This window comes from Pseudomonas sp. TWP3-2, assembly GCF_049897765.1.
Classification (GTDB): Bacteria; Pseudomonadota; Gammaproteobacteria; order Pseudomonadales; family Pseudomonadaceae; genus Aquipseudomonas.
The window spans coordinates 500,647-521,530 of the sequence record NZ_JAFCWW010000001.1; the positions used below are offsets into that span (position 1 = coordinate 500,647).

16 protein-coding genes, 2 tRNA genes and 1 pseudogene are annotated in these 20,884 nt (G+C 60.3%); 14 read left to right on the forward strand and 5 right to left on the reverse strand.

The genetic code is table 11. The features are described 5' to 3' along the window. The first annotated feature begins 28 nt into the window (after nt 1–28). Together ACP7EE_RS02255 and ACP7EE_RS02260 are read left to right on the forward strand one after the other, a co-directional pair. The gene (locus tag ACP7EE_RS02255; protein WP_420647006.1) at nt 29–640 is read left to right on the forward strand and encodes a trimeric intracellular cation channel family protein; all 612 of its coding nucleotides are present in this window, start codon (nt 29–31) and stop codon (nt 638–640) included. Nucleotides 641–767: 127 nt separating this feature from the next. Further along, nucleotides 768–1,421: pseudogene (locus tag ACP7EE_RS02260) on the forward strand (Fic family protein); the annotation flags it as partial. Nucleotides 1,422–1,445: 24 nt separating this feature from the next. Here ACP7EE_RS02260 and queG read toward each other — a convergent pair. Continuing rightward, nucleotides 1,446–2,516 (reverse strand): tRNA epoxyqueuosine(34) reductase QueG, encoded by a 1,071-nt coding sequence (queG, locus tag ACP7EE_RS02265; protein WP_426233199.1) that lies wholly within the window; start codon nt 2,514–2,516, stop codon nt 1,446–1,448. Between the two features lie 63 nt (nt 2,517–2,579). On the opposite strand from queG, the gene ACP7EE_RS02270 reads away from it, so the two are divergent. The 12 genes from ACP7EE_RS02270 to ACP7EE_RS02325 all read left to right on the forward strand — a co-directional run bounded on the left by ACP7EE_RS02270 (nt 2,580) and on the right by ACP7EE_RS02325 (nt 17,567). Continuing rightward, nucleotides 2,580–4,070 (forward strand): NAD(P)H-hydrate dehydratase, encoded by a 1,491-nt coding sequence (locus tag ACP7EE_RS02270; RefSeq protein ID WP_426233201.1) that lies wholly within the window; start codon nt 2,580–2,582, stop codon nt 4,068–4,070. Next, complete coding sequence (tsaE, locus tag ACP7EE_RS02275) at nt 4,058–4,528, forward strand: tRNA (adenosine(37)-N6)-threonylcarbamoyltransferase complex ATPase subunit type 1 TsaE (RefSeq protein WP_426233203.1); 471 nt, start codon at nt 4,058–4,060, stop codon at nt 4,526–4,528. The genes ACP7EE_RS02270 and tsaE overlap by 13 nt, the downstream gene beginning before the upstream one ends. Continuing rightward, on the forward strand, nt 4,529–5,965 hold the full coding sequence (locus ACP7EE_RS02280) for an N-acetylmuramoyl-L-alanine amidase (RefSeq protein WP_420647010.1): 1,437 nt from the start codon (nt 4,529–4,531) through the stop codon (nt 5,963–5,965). 5 nt (nt 5,966–5,970) lie between these two features. Then, nucleotides 5,971–7,872: a DNA mismatch repair endonuclease MutL gene (mutL, locus tag ACP7EE_RS02285; protein ID WP_420647011.1), complete on the forward strand. Its 1,902-nt coding sequence runs from the start codon at nt 5,971–5,973 to the stop codon at nt 7,870–7,872. Continuing rightward, nucleotides 7,872–8,843 (forward strand): tRNA (adenosine(37)-N6)-dimethylallyltransferase MiaA, encoded by a 972-nt coding sequence (miaA, locus tag ACP7EE_RS02290; protein WP_420647012.1) that lies wholly within the window; start codon nt 7,872–7,874, stop codon nt 8,841–8,843. The genes mutL and miaA overlap by 1 nt, the downstream gene beginning before the upstream one ends. Before the next feature lie 93 nt (nt 8,844–8,936). Beyond that, on the forward strand, nt 8,937–9,197 hold the full coding sequence (gene hfq / locus ACP7EE_RS02295; protein WP_401216129.1) for an RNA chaperone Hfq: 261 nt from the start codon (nt 8,937–8,939) through the stop codon (nt 9,195–9,197). A gap of 12 nt (nt 9,198–9,209) precedes the next feature. Continuing rightward, entirely contained in the window at nt 9,210–10,511 is a 1,302-nt protein-coding gene (gene hflX, locus ACP7EE_RS02300; RefSeq protein WP_426206609.1) for a ribosome rescue GTPase HflX, read from the forward strand. Between the two features lie 96 nt (nt 10,512–10,607). Further along, nucleotides 10,608–11,777, forward strand: a complete 1,170-nt coding sequence (gene hflK / locus ACP7EE_RS02305; RefSeq protein WP_420647014.1) for an FtsH protease activity modulator HflK — start codon at nt 10,608–10,610, stop codon at nt 11,775–11,777. Continuing rightward, nucleotides 11,777–12,646, forward strand: a complete 870-nt coding sequence (gene hflC, locus ACP7EE_RS02310) for a protease modulator HflC (protein WP_420647015.1) — start codon at nt 11,777–11,779, stop codon at nt 12,644–12,646. Before hflK ends, hflC begins: the two co-directional genes overlap by 1 nt. Nucleotides 12,647–12,960: 314 nt before the next feature. Beyond that, nucleotides 12,961–14,148: an ATP phosphoribosyltransferase regulatory subunit gene (locus ACP7EE_RS02315; RefSeq protein ID WP_420647016.1), complete on the forward strand. Its 1,188-nt coding sequence runs from the start codon at nt 12,961–12,963 to the stop codon at nt 14,146–14,148. Nucleotides 14,149–14,202: 54 nt separating this feature from the next. Continuing rightward, nucleotides 14,203–15,492, forward strand: coding sequence for an adenylosuccinate synthase (locus ACP7EE_RS02320; RefSeq protein ID WP_420647017.1), 1,290 nt, complete (start codon nt 14,203–14,205; stop codon nt 15,490–15,492). Nucleotides 15,493–15,632: 140 nt separating this feature from the next. Next, nucleotides 15,633–17,567, forward strand: coding sequence for a methyl-accepting chemotaxis protein (locus ACP7EE_RS02325; protein WP_426233207.1), 1,935 nt, complete (start codon nt 15,633–15,635; stop codon nt 17,565–17,567). A 106-nt stretch (nt 17,568–17,673) separates the two neighbouring features. Here ACP7EE_RS02325 and ACP7EE_RS02330 read toward each other — a convergent pair whose 3' ends face one another. From ACP7EE_RS02330 to ACP7EE_RS02345, 4 genes are all read right to left on the reverse strand, one after another. Continuing rightward, entirely contained in the window at nt 17,674–19,239 is a 1,566-nt protein-coding gene (locus ACP7EE_RS02330; protein ID WP_426233209.1) for an ABC transporter permease, read from the reverse strand. Beyond that, nucleotides 19,239–20,249, reverse strand: coding sequence for an iron ABC transporter substrate-binding protein (locus ACP7EE_RS02335; RefSeq protein WP_426233211.1), 1,011 nt, complete (start codon nt 20,247–20,249; stop codon nt 19,239–19,241). Before ACP7EE_RS02335 ends, ACP7EE_RS02330 begins: the two co-directional genes overlap by 1 nt. Before the next feature lie 192 nt (nt 20,250–20,441). Next, nucleotides 20,442–20,528 (reverse strand) — tRNA-Leu (locus tag ACP7EE_RS02340). 179 nt (nt 20,529–20,707) lie between these two features. Next, nucleotides 20,708–20,794, reverse strand: a tRNA-Leu gene (locus ACP7EE_RS02345). Nucleotides 20,795–20,884 lie beyond the last annotated feature (90 nt).

Sequence of the window (20,884 nt, forward strand, 5' to 3'; positions counted from 1 at the left end):
TGCGCGCCTTCTTGCAAGGACCGCCACCATGTTGCTGATGCTCTATCTCGTCGCCATCACCGCTGAAGCCATGACTGGCGCCCTGTCTGCGGGCCGTCGCGGCATGGACTGGTTTGGTGTGGTGCTGATCGCCTGCGTCACTGCTCTGGGCGGCGGTTCGGTGCGCGATGTGCTGCTCGGGCACTACCCGCTGACTTGGGTCAAACACCCGGAATACCTGGTGCTGACGACGGTGGCGGCGATGTTCACCGTGTTCACCGCACGCTGGATGCGCCATCTGCGCTCGCTGTTTCTGGTGCTCGACGCCGTCGGTCTGGTGGCGTTCACCCTGATTGGCTGCATGACGGCGCTGGAAATGGGTCACGGCATGCTCGTCGCCTCGGTCAGCGGTGTGATCACTGGCGTGTTCGGCGGCATCTTGCGCGACATCTTCTGCAACGACATCCCGCTGATTTTCCGCCGCGAACTCTACGCCAGCGTCTCGTTCGCCGCCGCGTGGTGCTACATGCTCTGCCTGTATCTGAATGTGCCGAGCGAGCAGGCGATTCTGATCACTTTGTTCGGTGGCTTCCTGCTACGGCTGTTGGCGATTCGCTTTCATTGGGAAATGCCGAAGTTTGTTTATAACGACGAGCATTGATTTCGCGATCAGAAATATCCTGTTGAGGTTGGTTAATGGTCGACACTCACTGAATGGGGTAAAGGAGTATTAAAAGGGGTATTTGAGATGCTTATTACCCCATTTACTGTTTTTTACCCCATGCCATTGGAAGGCAACGAACAATGACATCATCGAGCGGCACATCGATGGAAGCTCACGCGTTCGTTTCCGGCCGGTCGCTGCGCATTTGACCCCTATCGCGGTTGCCGACATGGTCACGCAATACCGGCGAGCAGTGGACCAGAACTCGGCTGATCCCTTGGTTCTAGTTCCGCTCGTTGTTCTTGATTTTCTTTGTATACACCCCTTTTCGGATGGCAACGGGCGAGTTGCGCGCCTGCTGACGCTGCTGCTTTATCAATTCGATTATCGAGTCGGGCGCTTCATCAGTCTTGAACGAATATTTGAAGAATCAAAAGAAGGTTACTACGAGACGCTTGAGCTGAGCTCAAAGGACTGGCATGAAGGTTTACATGACGTTCAGCCATGGCTTGACTATTTTTGGGGTGCGATGCTTCGAGCGTACAAAGAGTTTGAGAGTCGAGTCGGTAAGATTGATAGCCGTCGGGGAGGTAAGAGTGATCGGGTCAGAAGCGAAGCACTGAAGCGTGAATTGCCCTTTTCCATTTCGGACATTGAAAGATCCTGCCCTGGAGTAAGTCGCGACACAGTTCGAATGGTGCTGCGTGCGCTCAAGGCGGATGGGCTGATTGAGTCTACAGGCAACGGGCGCAGTGCCAAATGGAGGAAGCCGATGTGAGGCCGCGAATTTTCACCCGCTAAACTACCTAACGCGGTCAGCGTGTTGCCTCAAAGCCCATTCAACGTGTTCGCGCACCAGATCCGAAGGATAGTCGCGGCGTGATTTAAGTGCTTCCAGCACCGGAATGCTCGACGGCGCGTTGCCCAGCCCCACCGCCAAATTGCGCAACCAGCGTTCATAACCGGCGCGGCGCAATGGCGAGCCCTCGGTACTACTGAGAAACTTGTCTTCATCCCACATGAACAATTCGGCCAGCTCCGCGTTGTCCAGATTATGCCGTGGCTTGAAGTCGCTCTCTTTCGAGGGGCTTGCGAAGCGATTCCACGGGCAGCAGATCTGGCAATCATCACAGCCGAATACGCGGTTGCCGATCAGTGGTCGCAAGTCTTCGGGAATCGCGCTCTTCAGCTCGATGGTCAGGTAGGAAATACAGCGCCGGGCGTCCAGCACGTATGGCCCGACGAAGGCATTGGTCGGGCAGATGTCCAGACACGCGGTGCAGCGCCCGCAATGTTCGGTGCCGTGCGGCTCGTCCACCGGCAACGGCAGATCGACAAACAGTTCGCTGAGAAAGAAGTAACTGCCGGCCTTGCGATTCAACACCAGCGTATTTTTGCCGATCCAGCCCAGACCAGCCTGTTCGGCGATGGCTTTTTCCAGCACCGGCGCGCTGTCGACGAAGGCGCGGAAACCGAACGGGCCGATCTCGGCTTGAATCTTGTCGGCCAGTTGTTGCACTCGCTTGCGAATCAGCTTGTGGTAATCGCGGCCCAGGGCATAGCGCGAGACGTAGGCTTTTTCCGGTTGGGCGAGCATGTGCGCCATCTGCGTGTCGCCCGGCAGGTAGTCCATGCGTAGCGAAACCACGCGCAAGGTGCCCGGTACCAGTTCTTCGGGGTGCGAGCGTTTGCTGCCGTGGGCACCCATGTAATCCATTTCGCCGTGGTAGCCGGCATCGAGCCAGCGTTGCAGGTGCTGCTCGTGTTCAGCCAGATCCAGACCGCTGATGCCGACTTGTTGAAAGCCCAGCTCGCGGCCCCAGTCCTTGATGGATTGGGCGAGGGCGGGCAGGTCTGTGGTGATGGCGGACATGAGGCGAGAGAAACCGGAGCTGAGGTGCGTATAATTCTGCCAGACATCGGAGCCGGAAGACGCATGCCGCACACTAAAGATGAATTACCCGACGCGCTGTACCGCGCCGCACAGGTGCGAGCACTCGACGCGCGGCTGATCGCCGCCGGCACGCCGGGCTTCGAATTGATGCAGCGTGCGGCGCATGCGATGTGGCGCGCATTGGTCCGGCAATGGCCTGCGGCGAGCGAATTGACCGTGCTGGCCGGGCATGGCAATAACGCCGGAGATGGGTATCTGGTGGCAGCGCTGGCGCAGCGTGCCGGGTGGCAGGTGCGGGTGTGGGCTGTCGGCGATCCGCAACTCTTGAAGGGCGACGCCGCACTGGCGCATGCCGAAGCACTGGCCGAAGGCGTTACCGTCAATGCTCAAGGTGAGTTACGCGGAGTCATCCTCGACGCATTGCTCGGCACTGGCCTGAGCGGCGAAGTGCGTGAACCCTATGCTTCGGCAATCGCAGCGATCAATGCCAGCGGTCTACCAGTCGCCTCGGTGGATATTCCGTCCGGGCTGTGCGCCGATACCGGCCGCGTGCTGGGCGATGCGGTGCATGCGGATCTCACCGTGACGTTCATTGGCCTCAAGCTGGGACTGTTCACCGGTGACGCGGCGGATCACGTAGGCGCGCTGGTGTTCAACGATCTGCAAGCCACCGACGAAACCTTCAGTGACATACCCGTCGCATCCAAACGGCTCAACGCCGCTAATCTTGCCCTGCTGCCCGCCCGCGCGCCGACCTCCCACAAAGGCCGTTTCGGGCATGTCTTGCTGATCGGTGGCGATCACGGTTTCGGCGGGGCGATTCTGCTCAGCAGTGAGAGCGCTTTGCGCAGCGGCGCCGGCATGGTGTCGCTGGCAACCCGTCCGGAGCATGTGCCGGCCGCGTTGAGCCGAGTGCCGGAAGTGATGGTGCTCGGCACTTCCTCGGCCAATCAGTTGATGGGTTTGCTGGATAAGGTCTCGGTGCTGGTCGTCGGGCCGGGATTGGGCCACGCCGGTTGGGGGCGCAGTCTGCTGTCCGCAGCGGCGAATGCTCCGTTGCCGCAAGTATGGGACGCCGATGCGCTGAACTTGCTGGCAAGCGGTTTGGTCAGCTTGCCCAAGGACTGTGTGATCACTCCGCATCCGGGCGAGGCTGCGCGGTTGCTCGGGATCAGCACTGCCGAGGTGCAGGCTGATCGTCCGGCGGCGGCGTTGGCATTGAGCAAAAAATACACAGCTGTGGTGGTGCTCAAGGGCGCCGGCAGCCTGATCGCCCATCCCGACGGGCGCTTGGCGCTGTGCCATCAGGGCCATCCGGCCATGGCCACTGCCGGTCTCGGCGATGTGCTGGCCGGGTTGGTCGGCGCGCTGCTGGCGCAAGGCATGGATGCTTTTGATGCCGCGTGTCTGGCGGTCTGGCTGCACGCCAACGCCGGAATGCAACAAGGCAAATTCGGCCGTGGGCTGGCGGCCAGTGATCTGATTCCAGCCATTCGTCAGTTGTTGGAGGAGCATGCACCGTGTCTGAAGTAACCCTGTACCTGGCCGATGAACAGGCCATGAGCGAATTTGGCGCACGCATCGCCCGCGTTACCCAGGGCCATGGCCTGATTTTTCTTGTAGGCAATCTGGGGATGGGCAAAACCACCCTGTCGCGGGGCATTATTCGTGGCTTGGGGCATATCGGTGCGGTAAAAAGTCCGACCTTCACGTTGGTCGAACCCTACGAGATCGGCGACATCCGCGCGTTCCACTTCGACCTGTATCGACTGGTCGATCCGGAGGAACTGGAGTTTCTCGGCATCCGCGACTACTTCGAAGACGACGCCCTGTGTCTGATCGAGTGGCCCGATAAAGGTGCAGGCTTTTTGCCAAAGCCGGACCTGACCATTACCATTAGCCCGCAAGACAGCGGGCGTTCGCTGAATATTTTGTCCCAGGGCTCGCGTGGCGAGGCCTGGTGTGCCGCTTTGGCATTGGAATCCAATTAAATGATGGGGTCAGGTATGCGCTTTCGCGCGGTGGTAGCTGCCGTTGGACTGTTGTTGATGGCAGTAACCGTCAACGCTGTGGCCGAAACAAAGGTCAACAGCGTGCGCCTGTGGCGGGCGCCGGACAACACGCGACTGGTGTTCGACCTCAGTGGCCCGGTGCAGCACAGTGTGTTCACCCTGACGTCGCCGGATCGACTGGTGATCGACATCAACGGCGCCACCCTCGGCGCGCCGCTGAAAATTCAGTCGGCCAACACCCCGATCACCGCAATGCGCTCGGCGCAGCGCACGCCGACCGACCTGCGGGTGGTCATCGACCTGAAAAAAGCCGTCACCCCGAAAAGCTTCTCGCTGGCGCCGAACGCGCAGTATGGCAACCGCTTGGTGGTCGATCTGTTCGACAACGCCGCCGATGCCGCGCCGCCGCCTGCGCCAATCCCGACCCCGGCGGTGGCGAACATCCCGGCGGTGCCGGTCACCCCGACCGAGCCGTCGATCAAAATGCCACCGGCCCCGCCCGGCAAGCGCGACATCATCGTGGTGATCGACGCCGGGCACGGCGGCGAAGACCCGGGTGCGTCCGGCTCGCGCGGTCAGCGTGAGAAAGACGTGGTGCTGCAGATCGCCCGCGAACTGCAACGGCAGATCAACGGCATGAAAGGCTTCCGCGCCGAACTGACACGCACCGGCGACTACTTCATCCCGTTGCGCGGCCGTACCGAGATCGCCCGCAAGAAGGGGGCTGATCTGTTCGTCTCGATCCACGCCGACGCCGCGCCATCTACGGCAGCCTTCGGTGCCTCGGTGTTTGCCCTGTCCGACCGTGGCGCCACCTCGGAGACCGCCCGTTGGCTGGCAGACAGCGAAAACCGTTCCGACCTGATCGGTGGTGCCGGCAACGTCAGCCTCGATGACAAGGACCGTATGCTCGCCGGTGTGCTGCTCGACCTGTCGATGACCGCGTCGCTGACCTCCAGCCTCAACGTCGGCCAGAAAGTCCTGACCAACATCGGCCGGGTAACTCCTCTGCACAAACAGCGCGTGGAGCAGGCCGGGTTCATGGTGCTGAAGTCGCCGGACATCCCGTCGATTCTGGTCGAGACCGGTTTTATCTCCAACGCCAACGAAGCTTCGAAGCTCGCGGCATCCGGCCACCAGCAGGCGCTGGCGCGGTCGATCAGCAGCGGCGTGCGCCAGTTCTTCCAGCAGAATCCGCCACCGGGCACTTACATTGCGTGGCTACGTGATTCCGGCAAGATTGCTCAGGGGCCGCGTGATCACCGCGTCGGCCCGGGTGAAACCGTGGCAATGATCGCCGTGCGCTATCAGATCTCACCGGCCGCGCTGCGCAGCGCCAACAATCTGAAAAACGATGAGTTGAAAGTCGGCCAGCACCTGACCATTCCCGGTACCGAACTGGCGTCCAAAGAATGAACCAGATGAGCAACACCGGCCGCATCGAGCTGCTCAGCCCACGGCTGGCGAACCAGATCGCCGCCGGTGAAGTGGTCGAGCGCCCGGCATCGGTGATCAAGGAGTTGCTGGAAAACAGCCTCGATTCCGGTGCCAAACGCATCGATGTCGATGTCGAGCAGGGCGGCGTCAAACTGCTGCGGGTGCGTGACGATGGCAATGGTATTTCTGCCGATGACTTGCCGCTGGCGCTGGCGCGTCACGCCACCAGCAAGATTCGCAATCTGGAAGACCTGGAACAGGTGATGAGCCTGGGTTTTCGCGGTGAGGCGCTGGCATCGATCAGCTCCGTCGCACGCCTGACTCTGACCTCGCGCACCCGTGATGCCGATCAGGCGTGGCAGGTCGAGACTGAGGGGCGCGACATGGCCCCGCGCGTCCAGCCTGCGGCGCACCCCGTGGGCACCTCGGTGGAAGTGCGCGACCTGTTTTTCAACACCCCGGCGCGACGCAAATTCCTCAAGACCGAAAAAACCGAATTCGATCACCTGCAAGAAGTGATCAAGCGTCTGGCGCTCGCGCGTTTCGACGTGGCGTTCCATCTGCGTCACAACGGCAAGACCATCCTCAGCCTGCACGAGGCCCACGACGATGCGGCCCGTGCGCGGCGCGTGGCGGCGATTTGCGGTGCCGGGTTCCTTGAACAGGCATTGCCGATCGAGATCGAGCGCAATGGTTTGCACCTGTGGGGCTGGGTCGGTCTACCGACCTTTAACCGCAGTCAGGCCGATTTGCAGTACTTCTTCGTCAACGGCCGAGCAGTGCGCGACAAGCTGGTGGCGCACGCAGTGCGTCAGGCGTATCGCGACGTGCTGTTCAACGGGCGGCATCCGACCTTTGCACTGTTTTTCGAGGTCGATCCGGCGGCGGTCGATGTCAACGTGCACCCGACCAAACACGAAGTACGCTTCCGTGACGGACGCATGGTGCATGACTTCCTGTATGGCACCTTGCACCGCGCGCTGGGCGATGTGCGGCCCGAGGATCAACTCGCGGCGCCTGCCGCAACTGCTGGCATCGTTCGACCTACCGGTATCGATGCCGGGGAATTCGGCCCGCAGGGCGAGATGCGTCTGGCGGCGAATGCCTTGCTCGAACAACCGCAGGCGCAGCCGACGTTCAATACTTCATCCGGCGCCAGCACGGGCGGCGGTTATCAGTATCAATACACGCCGCGCCCGCAATCCGGCGTGCCGGCGGGTGAAGCGCAAGCGGCTTATCGTGAGTTCTTCGCGCCGCTGCCCGAGGCCAATGCCAACGCATTGCCGGAAGGTCAGGAGGACATTCCGCCGCTCGGCTACGCACTGGCCCAGCTCAAGGGCATCTACATTCTGTCGGAGAACGCCCAGGGTCTGGTGCTGGTGGACATGCACGCCGCGCACGAGCGAATCATGTACGAACGGCTGAAAATCGCCATGGCCAGTGAGGGCCTGAGCGGCCAGCCGTTGCTGGTGCCGGAGTCGCTGGCGGTCAGTCAGCGCGAGGCCGATTGTGCTGAAGAACATGCGGCGTGGTTCCAGCGGCTGGGCTTCGAATTGCAGCGGCTTGGTCCGGAAACCCTGGCGATCCGCCAGATTCCGGCCCTGCTCAAACAAGCTGAAGCCAATCGTCTGGTCGGTGACGTGCTCTCGGATCTGATGGAATACGGCACCAGCGACCGGATTCAGGCACACCTGAACGAACTGCTCGGCACCATGGCCTGCCACGGCGCGATCCGCGCCAACCGGCGTCTGGCCCTGCCGGAAATGAATGGCTTGCTGCGCGATATGGAAAACACCGAGCGCAGCGGTCAATGCAACCATGGCCGACCGACCTGGACCCAACTGGGCCTGGACGATCTGGACAAACTGTTTTTGCGCGGACGTTGATGAGCCAGTTACCTCCAGCGATTTTCCTGATGGGCCCGACCGCTGCGGGCAAGACTGACCTGGCCATCGAGCTGACCAAGGTGCTGCCGTGCGAACTGATCAGCGTCGATTCGGCGCTCGTCTATCGCGGCATGGACATCGGCACCGCCAAACCTTCGAAAGAGCTGCTGACCGAGTTTCCGCACCGTCTTATCGATATTCTTGATCCGGCCGACGCCTATTCGGCTGCGGATTTCCGCCGCGACGCGCTGGAGGCCATGGCAGAGATCACCGCGCGCGGCAAAATCCCGCTGCTGGTCGGCGGCACAATGCTCTATTACAAGGCTTTGGTCGAAGGTCTGGCAGATATGCCGGCGGCCGATCCCGAAGTGCGCGCGCAGATCGAAGAAGAGGCTGCACGCCTTGGCTGGCAAGCCCTGCACGAGCAATTGGCGCTGATCGACCCGGTCTCGGCGGCGCGCATTCACCCGAATGATCCGCAACGCCTGAGTCGCGCGCTGGAAGTTTATCGAGTCAGCGGTAAAAGCATGACCGACCTGCGCCTGCAACAATCTGCGCAAAGTACTGAAGCTGCGGCATCGGGGCGCCAACAATTGCCCTATACTGTCGCGAACTTGGCCATTGCCCCGGCAAATCGCCAGGTACTGCACGAGCGCATTAAACAAAGATTCACAAATATGCTGGAACAGGGGTTCATCGACGAGGTCGTAGCCCTGCGTACAAGAAGTGACCTGCATTCGGGGTTGCCGTCTATACGTGCAGTAGGCTATCGCCAAGTCTGGGATTATCTGGATGGCAAGCTGACGTCAGCCGAGATGCAGGAGCGCGGCATCATTGCCACGCGCCAATTGGCCAAACGCCAGTTCACCTGGCTGCGCAGTTGGGAAGACTTACACTGGCTCGACAGTCTCGATTGCGACAATCTGCCACGCGCCTTGAAATACCTTGGGACCATCTCCATATTGAGCTGAGTCCTTGCAATTGCCGTCTATCCTTGGGGGTGTGACGGCCAAAGCCATCTGTTTACCTATTTTTATTATTGAATCCTTAAAGGAGTGCGGCACATGTCAAAAGGGCATTCGCTACAAGACCCTTACCTGAATACTTTACGTAAAGAGAAAGTTGGGGTTTCCATCTACCTGGTCAACGGGATCAAACTGCAGGGCACGATCGAATCGTTCGACCAGTTCGTCATCCTGCTGAAAAACACCGTTAGCCAGATGGTTTACAAACACGCTATCTCGACAGTCGTTCCAGTTCGTCCAATTCGTCTGCCTAGCGCAGCTGATGGCGAACAAGCGGACGCTGAGCCAGGTAACGCCTGATAGGAGTCTCCTTTGTTCTTTGAGCGCCACGGTGGTGGTGAGCGAGTAATCCTCGTTCACTTGGATGGACAGGACCCTGAGGCGCGCGAAGATCCGCAGGAGTTTCAGGAGTTGGCTAATTCGGCCGGCGCCGAGACCGTTGCGTTTTTTAACGTGCCGCGTCATCGGCCAACCGCCAAATTCCTGATCGGCAGCGGCAAGGTCGAGGAACTACGCGACCTGGTCCATGCCGAGAAGGCCGATCTGGTGATCTTCAATCACATCCTCACGCCCAGTCAGGAACGTAACCTCGAACGTGTTTTCGAGTGTCGCGTGATCGACCGTACCGGTCTGATTCTCGATATTTTCGCCCAGCGCGCCCGGACCCATGAAGGCAAGCTCCAGGTCGAACTGGCCCAGCTTGATCACATGAGCACCCGGCTGGTTCGCGGCTGGACTCACCTTGAGCGTCAAGGTGGCGGTATCGGCATGCGTGGTCCGGGCGAAACCCAGCTCGAGACCGACCGCCGTCTGCTGCGGGTGCGCCTGCGACAGATCAAGGGCCGTCTGGAAAAAGTGCGCAGCCAGCGCGAACAATCGCGACGCGGCCGCATGCGCGCGGATATCCCTACCGTCTCTCTGGTGGGCTATACCAACGCCGGCAAATCCACGCTGTTCAATAACGTGACCAAATCCGACGTGTACGCGGCCGACCAGCTGTTTGCCACGCTGGACCCGACCCTGCGCCGTCTGGAACTGGACGACCTGGGGCCGATTGTCCTCGCCGACACCGTGGGTTTCATTCGGCACTTGCCGCACAAGCTGGTCGAGGCATTTCGGTCTACGCTCGAAGAGTCGAGCAACTCCGACCTGCTGTTGCACGTGATCGATGCGGCCGAGCCGGATCGCATGTTGCAGATCGAGCAGGTGATGGTGGTGCTGGGCGAGATTGGTGCCCAGGACTTGCCGATCCTCGAGGTATACAACAAACTCGATTTGCTTGAAGGCGTTGAGCCACAGATCCAGCGCGATGCCGATGGCAAGCCGCAACGGGTCTGGCTGTCGGCGCGTGATGGCAGTGGTCTGGAATTGCTTGAACAAGCCATTGCCGAATTGCTAGGCAGTGAGTTGTTTGTGGGGACTTTGCGCTTGCCGCAACGATTCGCTCGACTGCGTGCGCAGTTCTTCGAACTCGGCGCGGTGCAGAAAGAAGAACACGACGAAGAGGGTGTCAGCTTGCTGGCCGTTCGATTGCCGCGCTCGGAGCTTAATCGGCTGGTCAGCCGTGAAGGCGTTGTACCGGCTGAGTTCATCGAACAACACACTTTGCAATAAAAGCCTGAAAAAGCGGTTGTGCCGCAGTCGCAGGCATTCTGTAGCATTGGTCGGCGCGCCGTGGGTGCGTCTTTGCTTTATCAGATGGAGAGCGCTATGGCTTGGAATGAGCCGGGTGGCAACTCGAATAATCAGGATCCTTGGGGTGGCAAGCGCCGCAATAACGGCGACCGCAAGGGGCCACCAGATCTCGACGAGGCCTTCCGAAAGCTGCAGGAAAGCCTGAACGGGTTGTTCGGTGGTGGTAAGAAACGTGGTGGCGACGGCGGTGGTTCGAGCAGGAGTGGCGGCTTTGGCGGCCTGCTCGGCATCGGCCTCGTTGTGCTCGCGGCCGTCTGGCTGTACAGCGCGGTGTACGTGGTCGACGAGCAGGAGCAAGCCGTTGTGCTGCGCTTCGGCAAGTACTACGAGACTGTCGGCCCGGGCCTGAACATCTACTTCCCGCCGATCGACAAGAAGTACATGGAGAACGTCACGCGTGAGCGGGCGTACACCAAGCAGGGTCAGATGCTCACCGAAGACGAGAACATCGTCGAAGTGCCGCTGACCGTGCAGTACAAGATCAGCAACTTGCAGGACTTCGTGCTCAACGTCGACCAGCCGGAAATCAGCCTGCAGCACGCGACCGACAGTGCTCTGCGTCACGTGGTGGGTTCCACCGCGATGGATCAGGTGCTGACCGAAGGTCGTGAGCTGATGGCCAGCGAAATCAAGGAGCGTCTGCAACGTTTCCTCGACACCTATCGCACTGGTATCACCGTTACCCAGGTCAACGTACAGAGCGCAGCTGCACCGCGTGAAGTTCAGGAAGCCTTCGATGACGTGATCCGCGCCCGTGAAGACGAGCAGCGTTCGCGTAACCAGGCCGAAACCTACGCCAACGGCGTGGTGCCGGAAGCCCGTGGTCAGGCCCAGCGCATCCTCGAGGATGCCAATGGTTACCGCGACGAGACTGTCTCGCGCGCCAAGGGTGAAGCGGATCGCTTTACCAAACTGGTTGCCGAGTATCGCAAGGCTCCAGAGGTCACGCGTCAGCGTCTGTACCTGGACACCATGCAGGAAGTCTTCAGCAATACCAGCAAGGTTCTCGTGACCGGCAACAAGGACGGCCAGAGCAATCTGCTGTACCTGCCGCTGGACAAGATGATTCAGAATGGTTCGGGCGGCAATGCGCCGGTAACCGGTTCGGCCGCTGCCACCAACAACACGGACGGCACGCCGCATGTCACTGACCAGCCGCAATCGCGTACAAGGGAGACCCGCTGATGAGCAATAAATCGCTGATCGCCCTGATCGTTGGCGTTGTGGTGCTGCTGGTGGGCTGGAACTGCTTCTACATCGTCGCTCAGACCGAGCGTGCGGTGCTGCTGCAATTCGGTCGTGTGGTTCAGGCCGATGTCCAGCCGGGTCTGCATGTGAAAGTGCCTTACGTCAACCAGGTGCGCAAGTTCGACGCTCGCCTGATGACGCTGGATGCACCGACACAGCGTTTCCTGACGCTGGAAAAGAAAGCCGTGATGGTCGATGCCTACGCCAAGTGGCGCGTGAAAGATGCCGAGCGCTTCTACACCGCAACTTCCGGCCTCAAGCAGATCGCCGACGAGCGTCTTTCCCGTCGTCTGGAATCGGGCCTGCGTGACCAGTTTGGTAAGCGCACCCTGCACGAAGTGGTATCCGGTGAGCGCGATGCGCTGATGGCTGACATCACTGCGTCGCTGAACAAGATGGCGGAAAAAGAGCTGGGTATCGAAGTGGTCGATGTCCGGGTCAAGACCATCGACTTGCCAAAAGAAGTTAACCGCAGCGTGTTCGAACGTATGAGCACCGAGCGTGAGCGTGAAGCTCGTGAGCACCGCGCCAAGGGTAACGAGCTGGCCGAAGGCATCCGTGCCGACGCCGATCGTCAACGCCGCGTGCTGCTGGCTGAAGCCTATCGTGAATCGGAAGAGGTTCGTGGTGATGGTGACGCTCAGGCCGCTGCGATCTACTCCAAGGCCTACGGCCAGGATCAGGAGTTCTACGGTTTCTACCGTAGCCTGCGTGCCTACCGTGAAAGCTTCGCAAATAAAACCGACGTCATGGTCCTCGACCCAAGCAGCGACTTCTTCCGTTACCTGGAAAAGTCCAAGCCTTGATACAACGTTGACCTGAATCATCCCCGCCTGGCGGCTAAAAACTGCGGCGGGGTGATCCTTTGGGAAAACGTGTGTATGATGCGGCAGCCGGGAAATTCCCGGCTTTTTTGCGTCTGCACGTTTGATTGCTGTTGTTGGTTGCAGGCGTCGGGTTGAATGACCCGACAGTTTTTCGAGGAAAGTGATGGGCGAAGCCGCTGACAGGCCTTTCGCTGCGTCGTTCATGCGCGTGCGTTTTGAACAGACTGGTCATTTTCTGCTTCACTCAAGGCTCGCCCTAGTGCTGGCCGCCCGGATCAAAGGGGAATGGCGTAATGGCAACGGTAGACCGCTGGCTGCTGCCAGATGGCATCGAAGAAGTACTGCCACCGGAAGCGGCGCGCATTGAAGTAGCGCGTCGTCAGGTGTTGGATCTGTTCCAGAGCTGGGGTTACGAGTTTGTCGTGACTCCCCATATCGAGTACCTGGAATCCCTGCTGACCGGCGCAGGCTCCGATCTCGATCTGCGTACCTTCAAGGTCATCGACCCGCAATCGGGCCGGCAGATGGGTTTTCGCGCGGACATCACGCCGCAAGTGGCGCGCATCGATGCGCATACCCTGCGTCGCGAAGGCCCTAGCCGTCTGTGCTACGCCGGCAGCGTGCTGCATGCGCAGCCGCGTGCATTGTCTTCCTCACGCAGCCCGATCCAGTTGGGCGCCGAGTTGTATGGCGATGGCAGCCCGAGCAGCGACGTTGAAGTGATCAGCCTGATGCTGGCCATGCTGCAACTGGCCGATGTGCCGGATGTGCACATGGACCTCGGGCATGTTGGCATCTACCGCAGTCTGGCCCAGGCGGCTGGTCTGTCGGGCGAAGTCGAGCAACAGTTGTTTGACGCCTTGCAACGCAAGGCCATCGACGAGGTCATTACCCTGACCGAAGGCCTGCCGGCCGATCTGTCCGGCATGCTGCGTGCGCTGGTCGACCTGTGTGGCGGACGTGAAGTGTTGAGCGCTGCCCGCGAGCGTCTGGCCAATGCGCCGGCGCCGGTATTGGCGGCACTGGAAGATTTGCTGGCGATCGCCGAGCGCTTGTCGGCGCGCTTCCCGGAGCTGCCGCTGTACTTTGATCTGGGCGAGTTGCGCGGCTACCACTACCACACCGGTGTGGTGTTCGCGGTGTTCGTACCGGGCGTTGGCCAGTCCATCGCGCAGGGCGGTCGTTACGATGACATCGGCGCTGATTTTGGTCGCGCGCGTCCGGCGACTGGCTTTTCCACCGATTTGAAAACCCTGGTGACCCTGGGGCGTGCTGAGATCGAGCTACCGTCTGGCGGTATCTGGATGCCTGACAGTACGGATGCGGCACTCTGGCAGCAGGTTTGTCAGTTGCGCAGTGAGGGTCAGCGTGTCGTTCAGGCATTGCCTGGACAACCATTGGCCGCCGCCCGTGAAGCGGACTGCGACCGGCAATTGATCCAGCAGAACGGGCTTTGGCAAGTATCGCCACTGGCTTCTTGAGTTTTCCTGCCGGCTGACGCCGGCACCAAGTTTGCGCGAATGAGGACAAGTGTTATGGGTAAGAATGTCGTAGTCCTGGGCACCCAATGGGGTGATGAGGGCAAAGGCAAGATCGTTGATCTGCTGACCGAACATGCTGCCGCCGTAGTGCGCTACCAGGGTGGCCACAACGCTGGTCACACTCTGGTCATCGATGGCGAAAAAACTGTCTTGCACCTGATCCCGTCCGGCGTGCTGCGCGAAGGCGTGCAGTGCCTGATCGGCAACGGCGTGGTGGTTGCACCTGACGCCCTGCTGCGCGAGATCATCAAGCTGGAAGAGAAAGGCGTACCGGTGCGCGAGCGCCTGCGTATCAGCCCGTCCTGCCCGCTGATCCTGTCCTTCCACGTGGCGCTGGACCAGGCCCGTGAAAAGGCCCGTGGCGAGCTGAAGATCGGTACTACCGGTCGCGGCATCGGCCCGGCGTACGAAGACAAGGTTGCACGTCGTGGCCTGCGTGTTGGCGATCTGCTGAACATGCCGCGCTTTGAAGACAAGCTGCGTGAACTGGTGGATTACCACAACTTCATGCTGGTGGGTTACTACAAAGAGCCGGCCATCGAGTTCGAAAAGACTCTGGCCGAGTGCAAGGAATACGCTGAGCTGCTCAAGCCGCTGATGCTGGATGTGACTGCCGAGCTGCACGACCTGCGTCGCGCTGGCAAAGACATCATGTTCGAAGGCGCCCAAGGCTCGTTGCTCGACATCGACCACGGCACCTACCCGTACGTGACCAGCTCCAACACCACTGCGGGCGGCGTTGCCACTGGTTCGGGCGTTGGCCCGATGTTCCTCGACTACATCCTGGGCATCACCAAGGCTTACACCACTCGTGTTGGTTCGGGTCCATTCCCGACTGAGCTTTTTGACGAAGTGGGTGCGCACCTGGCCAAACAAGGTCACGAGTTCGGCGCTACCACCGGCCGTGCCCGTCGTTGCGGCTGGTTCGATGCCGTAATCCTGCGTCGCGCTATCGATGTGAACAGCATCTCGGGCATCTGCCTGACCAAGCTGGACGTACTCGACGGCCTGGAAACCATCAACATCTGCATCGGCTACAAAGATGCCGAAGGCAAGGCAGTTGCCCCGACTGACGCTGACAGCTACGTCGGCCTGCAGCCTGTGTACGAAGAAGTGCCGGGCTGGACCGAGTCGACCGTGGGCGCCAAAACCCTCGAAGAGCTGCCAGCTAACGCTCGCGCCTACATCAAACGCGTTGAAGAGTTGATCGGCGCGCCGATCGACATTATTTCGACGGGCCCGGACCGCAACGAAACCATCGTTCTGCGTCATCCGTTCGCTTGATAAGTCGTTGATGTAACAACACAAAGGCCCCTCAATTGGGGCCTTTGTCGTTTATGCCTGTTGGACGGCATGACCTTTGCTGTGAATCTGTCTACAAGAGTGCCATCAAATTAATGGCGTCAGAAGTAGAGGGATTCAAAGTGTCAGCCGTTCTCTCACTGTTACAAAGCCGGTTGTTGCGACCGGTGTTCGTTACCCTTGGTATCGCCCTTTTGGTGCAAGTGCTGGTGGCTGTTGCCCTGACACGGAGCACCGTCACCGCGCTGGAAGCCGATCTGGGCGCGCGGCTGGGTGCCGACAGCCAGAAACTCGCGGGCGAACTGGAGCAGGCCGGGCGTGAAGTCACGTCAAGCCTCGACACTCTCTCGACCAATACCCGTCAGCGGCTGACCGCCGGTTTGTCTTCGCGTCTGAAGGACGAGCAGGCGCAACTGCGTGCCACTCTGGAAAAAGACCTCAAGGACTCGGCTAACGACATGGCCCAGTTGCTCGCCTCGGTGGCGCCACGCGCCATGTGGGACAGCGACGTGCCGACCCTGTCCGAATTCGCCCGCCGGGCCCAGCGCAATCCCAACGTGCTGTTCGTGGTCTACGACGACGCCACCGGCCAGCATTTGACCCGCTACCTCAATCGCGAAAACCCGATCAACAAGGCCCTTTTGGAAAAAGGCCAGGGCGAGCGCGCGCTGGACAAAGTGCTGGATGCGGCAAAAAACGATCCTTCGGTCTACTACCTCGAAGCCTCGATCAACCCCAATGGCGTAGAGATTGGCAAAGTGCTGATGGGCGTTTCTACCGCCTCGGTGGAAACTGATCTGGCAGCGTTGGATAAGCGCTTCACGGCGCTGATCGCCAGCAGCGATCAACTGGTCGGCGACAGCCTCAAAGGCGCCGCAGCCGACAGCGCCACAGCGATGCGCGCGCGCCTGCAATCAGCGCAGTCCACCGCCGCCGAGATGAAAGCCAACACCACCAGCACCGTGCAGGACGCCGCTGGCACCTTGCGCTGGCGCATCGGTATGGGGCTGGCGTTGGTCGGCGCCGGCGTGTTGCTGTTGATCGCAATCGTCCTCGGTCGGCGTGTGGTCAATCGTCTGAAGCTGCTGATAGCCGCAATGGATGATCTGGCGGCGGGTGAGGGCGACCTGACCAAGCGCGTGCAGATCAATAGCAAGGACGAGATCGGCGACATGGCCTCGGCGGTCAATCGCTTTGTGGATAAGTTGCAGCCAATCGTGCGTGAAGCGGGCGATGTGGCCCAGCGGACGGGAGTCGAAATTGGTGCCATGACTTTGCGCAATGCTGGCGCGGATGCAGCGGCCGGGATGCAGCGGGATGAGGTCGCGGAAAGTCTGCGTGCGTTGTCGCAGATGGCCGATGAAGCACAATCGGAAAGCCATGCGATGCAGGCCGCGTTGAAGCAAGTGGTCGATATTCGTCAGGCCACGGATGAAAACACCCGCACATCCGCCAAGGTCGGCAGCCTCATCGAAGCGCTGGCCGGCCAAGTCGATACCGGCTCGAAAGTCATCGAACGGCTGGCGCAGCAGAGCGAGCAGATTGAAGTGGTGTTGACCGTGATTCATGGCATCGCCGAGCAGACCAATTTGCTGGCGCTCAATGCCGCCATCGAAGCGGCACGAGCGGGCGAAACCGGTCGCGGCTTTGCTGTGGTGGCGGATGAAGTCCGGGCTCTGGCGAGCAAAACGCAAAGCTCGACTGGCGACATTCAGGCGCACATCGTGGCGTTGCAGCAGGGCGCACGCGAGGCGGTGGAGGCGATTGGTCAGGCCGGGCGCCAGGCCAGCGAAGGTTTGCTGGTGCTGCGCGACAGTGCGCGATTGCAGCAGTCGGTGCAGGCTTCGGTGAAGCAGGTGCATGCGGCGATTGGGCTGGCGACCCAGGCCGCCGCGCATCAGGCGCAGGGCGCGCAGGCTGTGCGCGGGCGAGTCGAGACGATTCATGCACAGGCCGAGAAAGCGGCTCAGGCGGTGGTGGAGACCACGGCCAGTGGCAAGGTGCTGGATGGGTTGGCTGCCCAGTTGAAAGCGAGCTTGGGGCAATTTCGGGCCTGAAGATCAAAAGATCGTCCGATCGCGGCCCGAGCCTTCGGCAGCTCCTACAGGGGGAAACGCAATATCCTGTGTAGGAGCTGCCGCAGGCTGCGATCTTTTTGCTTTTTCAGCGGCTCAGATACATCCGCGTCGTCAGCAGATAAACCGGCAAACCCGAGACCAATATCAACAACGCCGCATATGGCGCCGCCGCCGCAAACTCGACGTTCGCGGTATGCGCCCAAACCTCGGTAGCCAAGGTATTCAGCCCGGTCGGACTCAACAGCAGAGTCGCAGTCAGTTCCTTCATCGCATCGAGAAACACCAGCGCAAATGCCGCGCCCAGTGCCGGAAAAATGATCGGCAACGTCACCCGACAAAATGCCGAAAACGACGACGCGCCCAGCGTACGAGCAGCCTCTTCCAACTGCGGAGCCGCCTTGTTCAGCGCCGTGCGGATCGGCGCCTGCGCCAGCGGCAGAAACAGCAGGGCATAAGCAATCAGCAACAACGCCGAAGTCTGATACAGCACCGGTACGTAATGCAGGGCGAAATACACCAGTGTCAGCGCAATGACCAAGCCCGGCAGCGCATGCAGCAGATACGGCAGGCGCTCGGCCCAGATCGCCAGTTGGCCTTTGTAGCGCACCACCAGCAGTCCAACGGGCACTGCCAGCACCAGGCACAACGCTGCGCCGCCTAGCGACAACGCCAGTGACGACAGCAGCGCTTCGCTGATCGCTGCGACCGGGAATGCCGCCGACGAACCCACCGCCAGCCAGTAAGCGAGCATGCCCAGCGGAATCCCGCTGCCGATGATCGCCAGACTCAGGCAATACACCTGACCCGCCGCCGCCCATCGTCCGAGGCTGACTTGCTCGGCCCGGCGCGCCGCACCCTGACCGATGCGCACATGCCGGCCCTTACCGCGCACGCGCAGCTCCAGCCACAACAACATCAGGCACAGCGCCAGCAGCACGGCAGACAGCATCGCCGCATTGGCGTTGCTGAATTCCAGTTCGAATTGCTGATAGATCGCGGTGGTGAAAGTTTGCAGGCCGATGATCGACAGTGCGCCGAATTCCACCAGCATGTGCAGCGCGATCAGCAGCGAACCGGCCAGCAGCGACGGCCAGAGCAAGGGCAGGGTGACGCGGAAAAACACCCCCCAGCGACTTTGTCCGAGCGTGCGTGCTGACTCTTCAAGGGACGGATCAAGATTGCGCAGCGTTGCGGCCACCGGCAAAAAGATCAGCGGATATTTCGACAGGCTCATCACCAGGATTGCCCCGCCGAGGCCTTCGAACTGTGCGCTCAACGAAACCCAGGTGAAGCTGCTGACGAATGCCGGCACGGCGAACGGCAGACACAGGATTACGCCCCACAAACGCCGTCCCGGCAGATTGCTGCGTTCCAGCAGCCAGGCCAGCGACAGGCCGATGAGGCCGCAGGTCAGCGTCACGCCGACCATCAACGCCAGGGTATTTTTCAGCAAGCCGAATACGTACGGGCGCCACAACAAATGCAGCGCCTCGGCCCAGCCAGCCTGCCAGGCTTTCAACCCGACGTAGGCCAGCGGCAACAGGCTGAGCACCACCAGCAACAAAACCGGGAGCAGCAGCCAGATCGACGGCCGTTTTCGCTTTGGCACGAAACCCCCGCGCGCGGCGGGGGCGGATAACGATGCGCTCATCAGTTCAGGCCGACTTCACGTTCCAGATCCAGCGCCTCTTCGGCATTGCCCAGATCGGCCGGGGTGACTTTCGGTGCTTCCAGTTCGCTGAACGGCTTGAGACCGCGATCCGATTCCATACCTTTGTGCAGTGGGTATTCGGCGGTGGTCTGGGTGATCACGCGCTGACCTTCTTCGCTGGCCATGTAGGCGAGAAATTGCTGGGCTTCTTTCGGGTGTTTGCTGGATTTCAGCACGGCTGCGCTGGAAACCGTGATCAGCCCGCCGACGTCGCCGCCGGTGAAGTAATGCAGTTTCGAATCCAGCTGGCCTTTCTCGCGTTGCAGGGCGAACCAGTAGTAGTTGTTCACCAGCACGGTGGCGACTTCGCCGTTTTCCACGGCTTTGAGGGCGACCATGTTGTTGCTGTAGGTTTTGCCGAAGGCGCGCAGGCCGGTCAGCCATTCTTCGGCAGCGTCGCGACCGTGCAGCTTGATGATCGCAACGGCTTGCTCCTGGAATGCACCGCTGGTCGGAACGAAGCCGACTTTGCCCTGCCATTTCGGATCGGAGAACTCCATCACCGATTTCGGCAGGTCTTTTTCATCCACCAGTTTCGGGTTGTAGGCCACTACACGAACTCGCGCGGTGACGCCGATCCAGGTGCCGTTGCCGGCAACGTATTCTTTGGGCAATACCGCCAGAGTCGCATCGTCAGCCTTGGCCAGCAGGCCTTGTTCGCCGAGCTTGTTCAGTGGCGGAGATTCTTCGGTATAGATCACGTCGGCGGGGGAACGCTCGCCCTCTTCGACGATCTGGCTGGCGAGCTGGTTGCTGCTGCCCTTGCGCACATTGACGTGGATACCGGTCTTGGCCTCGAAAGCCTTGGCGATCGCATCGCCGACTTCCTTGTGTTGACCGTTGTAGAGCGTCAGGGAAACTGCATCGGCAGCCTGGGTGAGGGGAGTGGCGAGTGCCAGGCCGAGCAGGGTGAAGGTCAAGCCACGGCGCAGGGTATTTCGAAACATCATTCGCAGGGTTCCTCACTGTCGCATTGCAAAAACTTGTAACAATGATAAACGATATTGTTTCTCAAGTGCGCCTTGCGGGGAGGGTGCGGGTTTGTTAGGGCGTGACGCGGGATGGTTTCTGAACGCCAGAAACGCAAAAACCCGCTTTCGCGGGTTTTTGTGAAATTCAGGGTCGTAACCATGAATTTGAATTGGTGCCCAGAAGAAGACTCGAACTTCCACGACCTTGCGGTCACCAGCACCTGAAGCTGGCGTGTCTACCAATTTCACCATCTGGGCATTCATCGCAAGCGTTGCCGCTGTTGATGTGGCGCACTATACGGAGCGTCTTTTGATCTGTAAACCCCTGATTTGGTTTTAATAAATCAGTTTTAAGAAAGTACGGGCTTAGAATGCAAAAACCCGCTTTCGCGGGTTTTGTGTGAGTCTTGAAACTGATCTAGTCTCAAACTCGAAATTGGTGCCCAGAAGAAGACTCGAACTTCCACGACCTTGCGGTCACCAGCACCTGAAGCTGGCGTGTCTACCAATTTCACCATCTGGGCAGTATCGGCAGCGCGTCTGCGTCGTCGATGGCGCGCACTATACGGAGCACCTTTTTAACTGTAAACCCCCGTCGGGAAAATAATTGATTT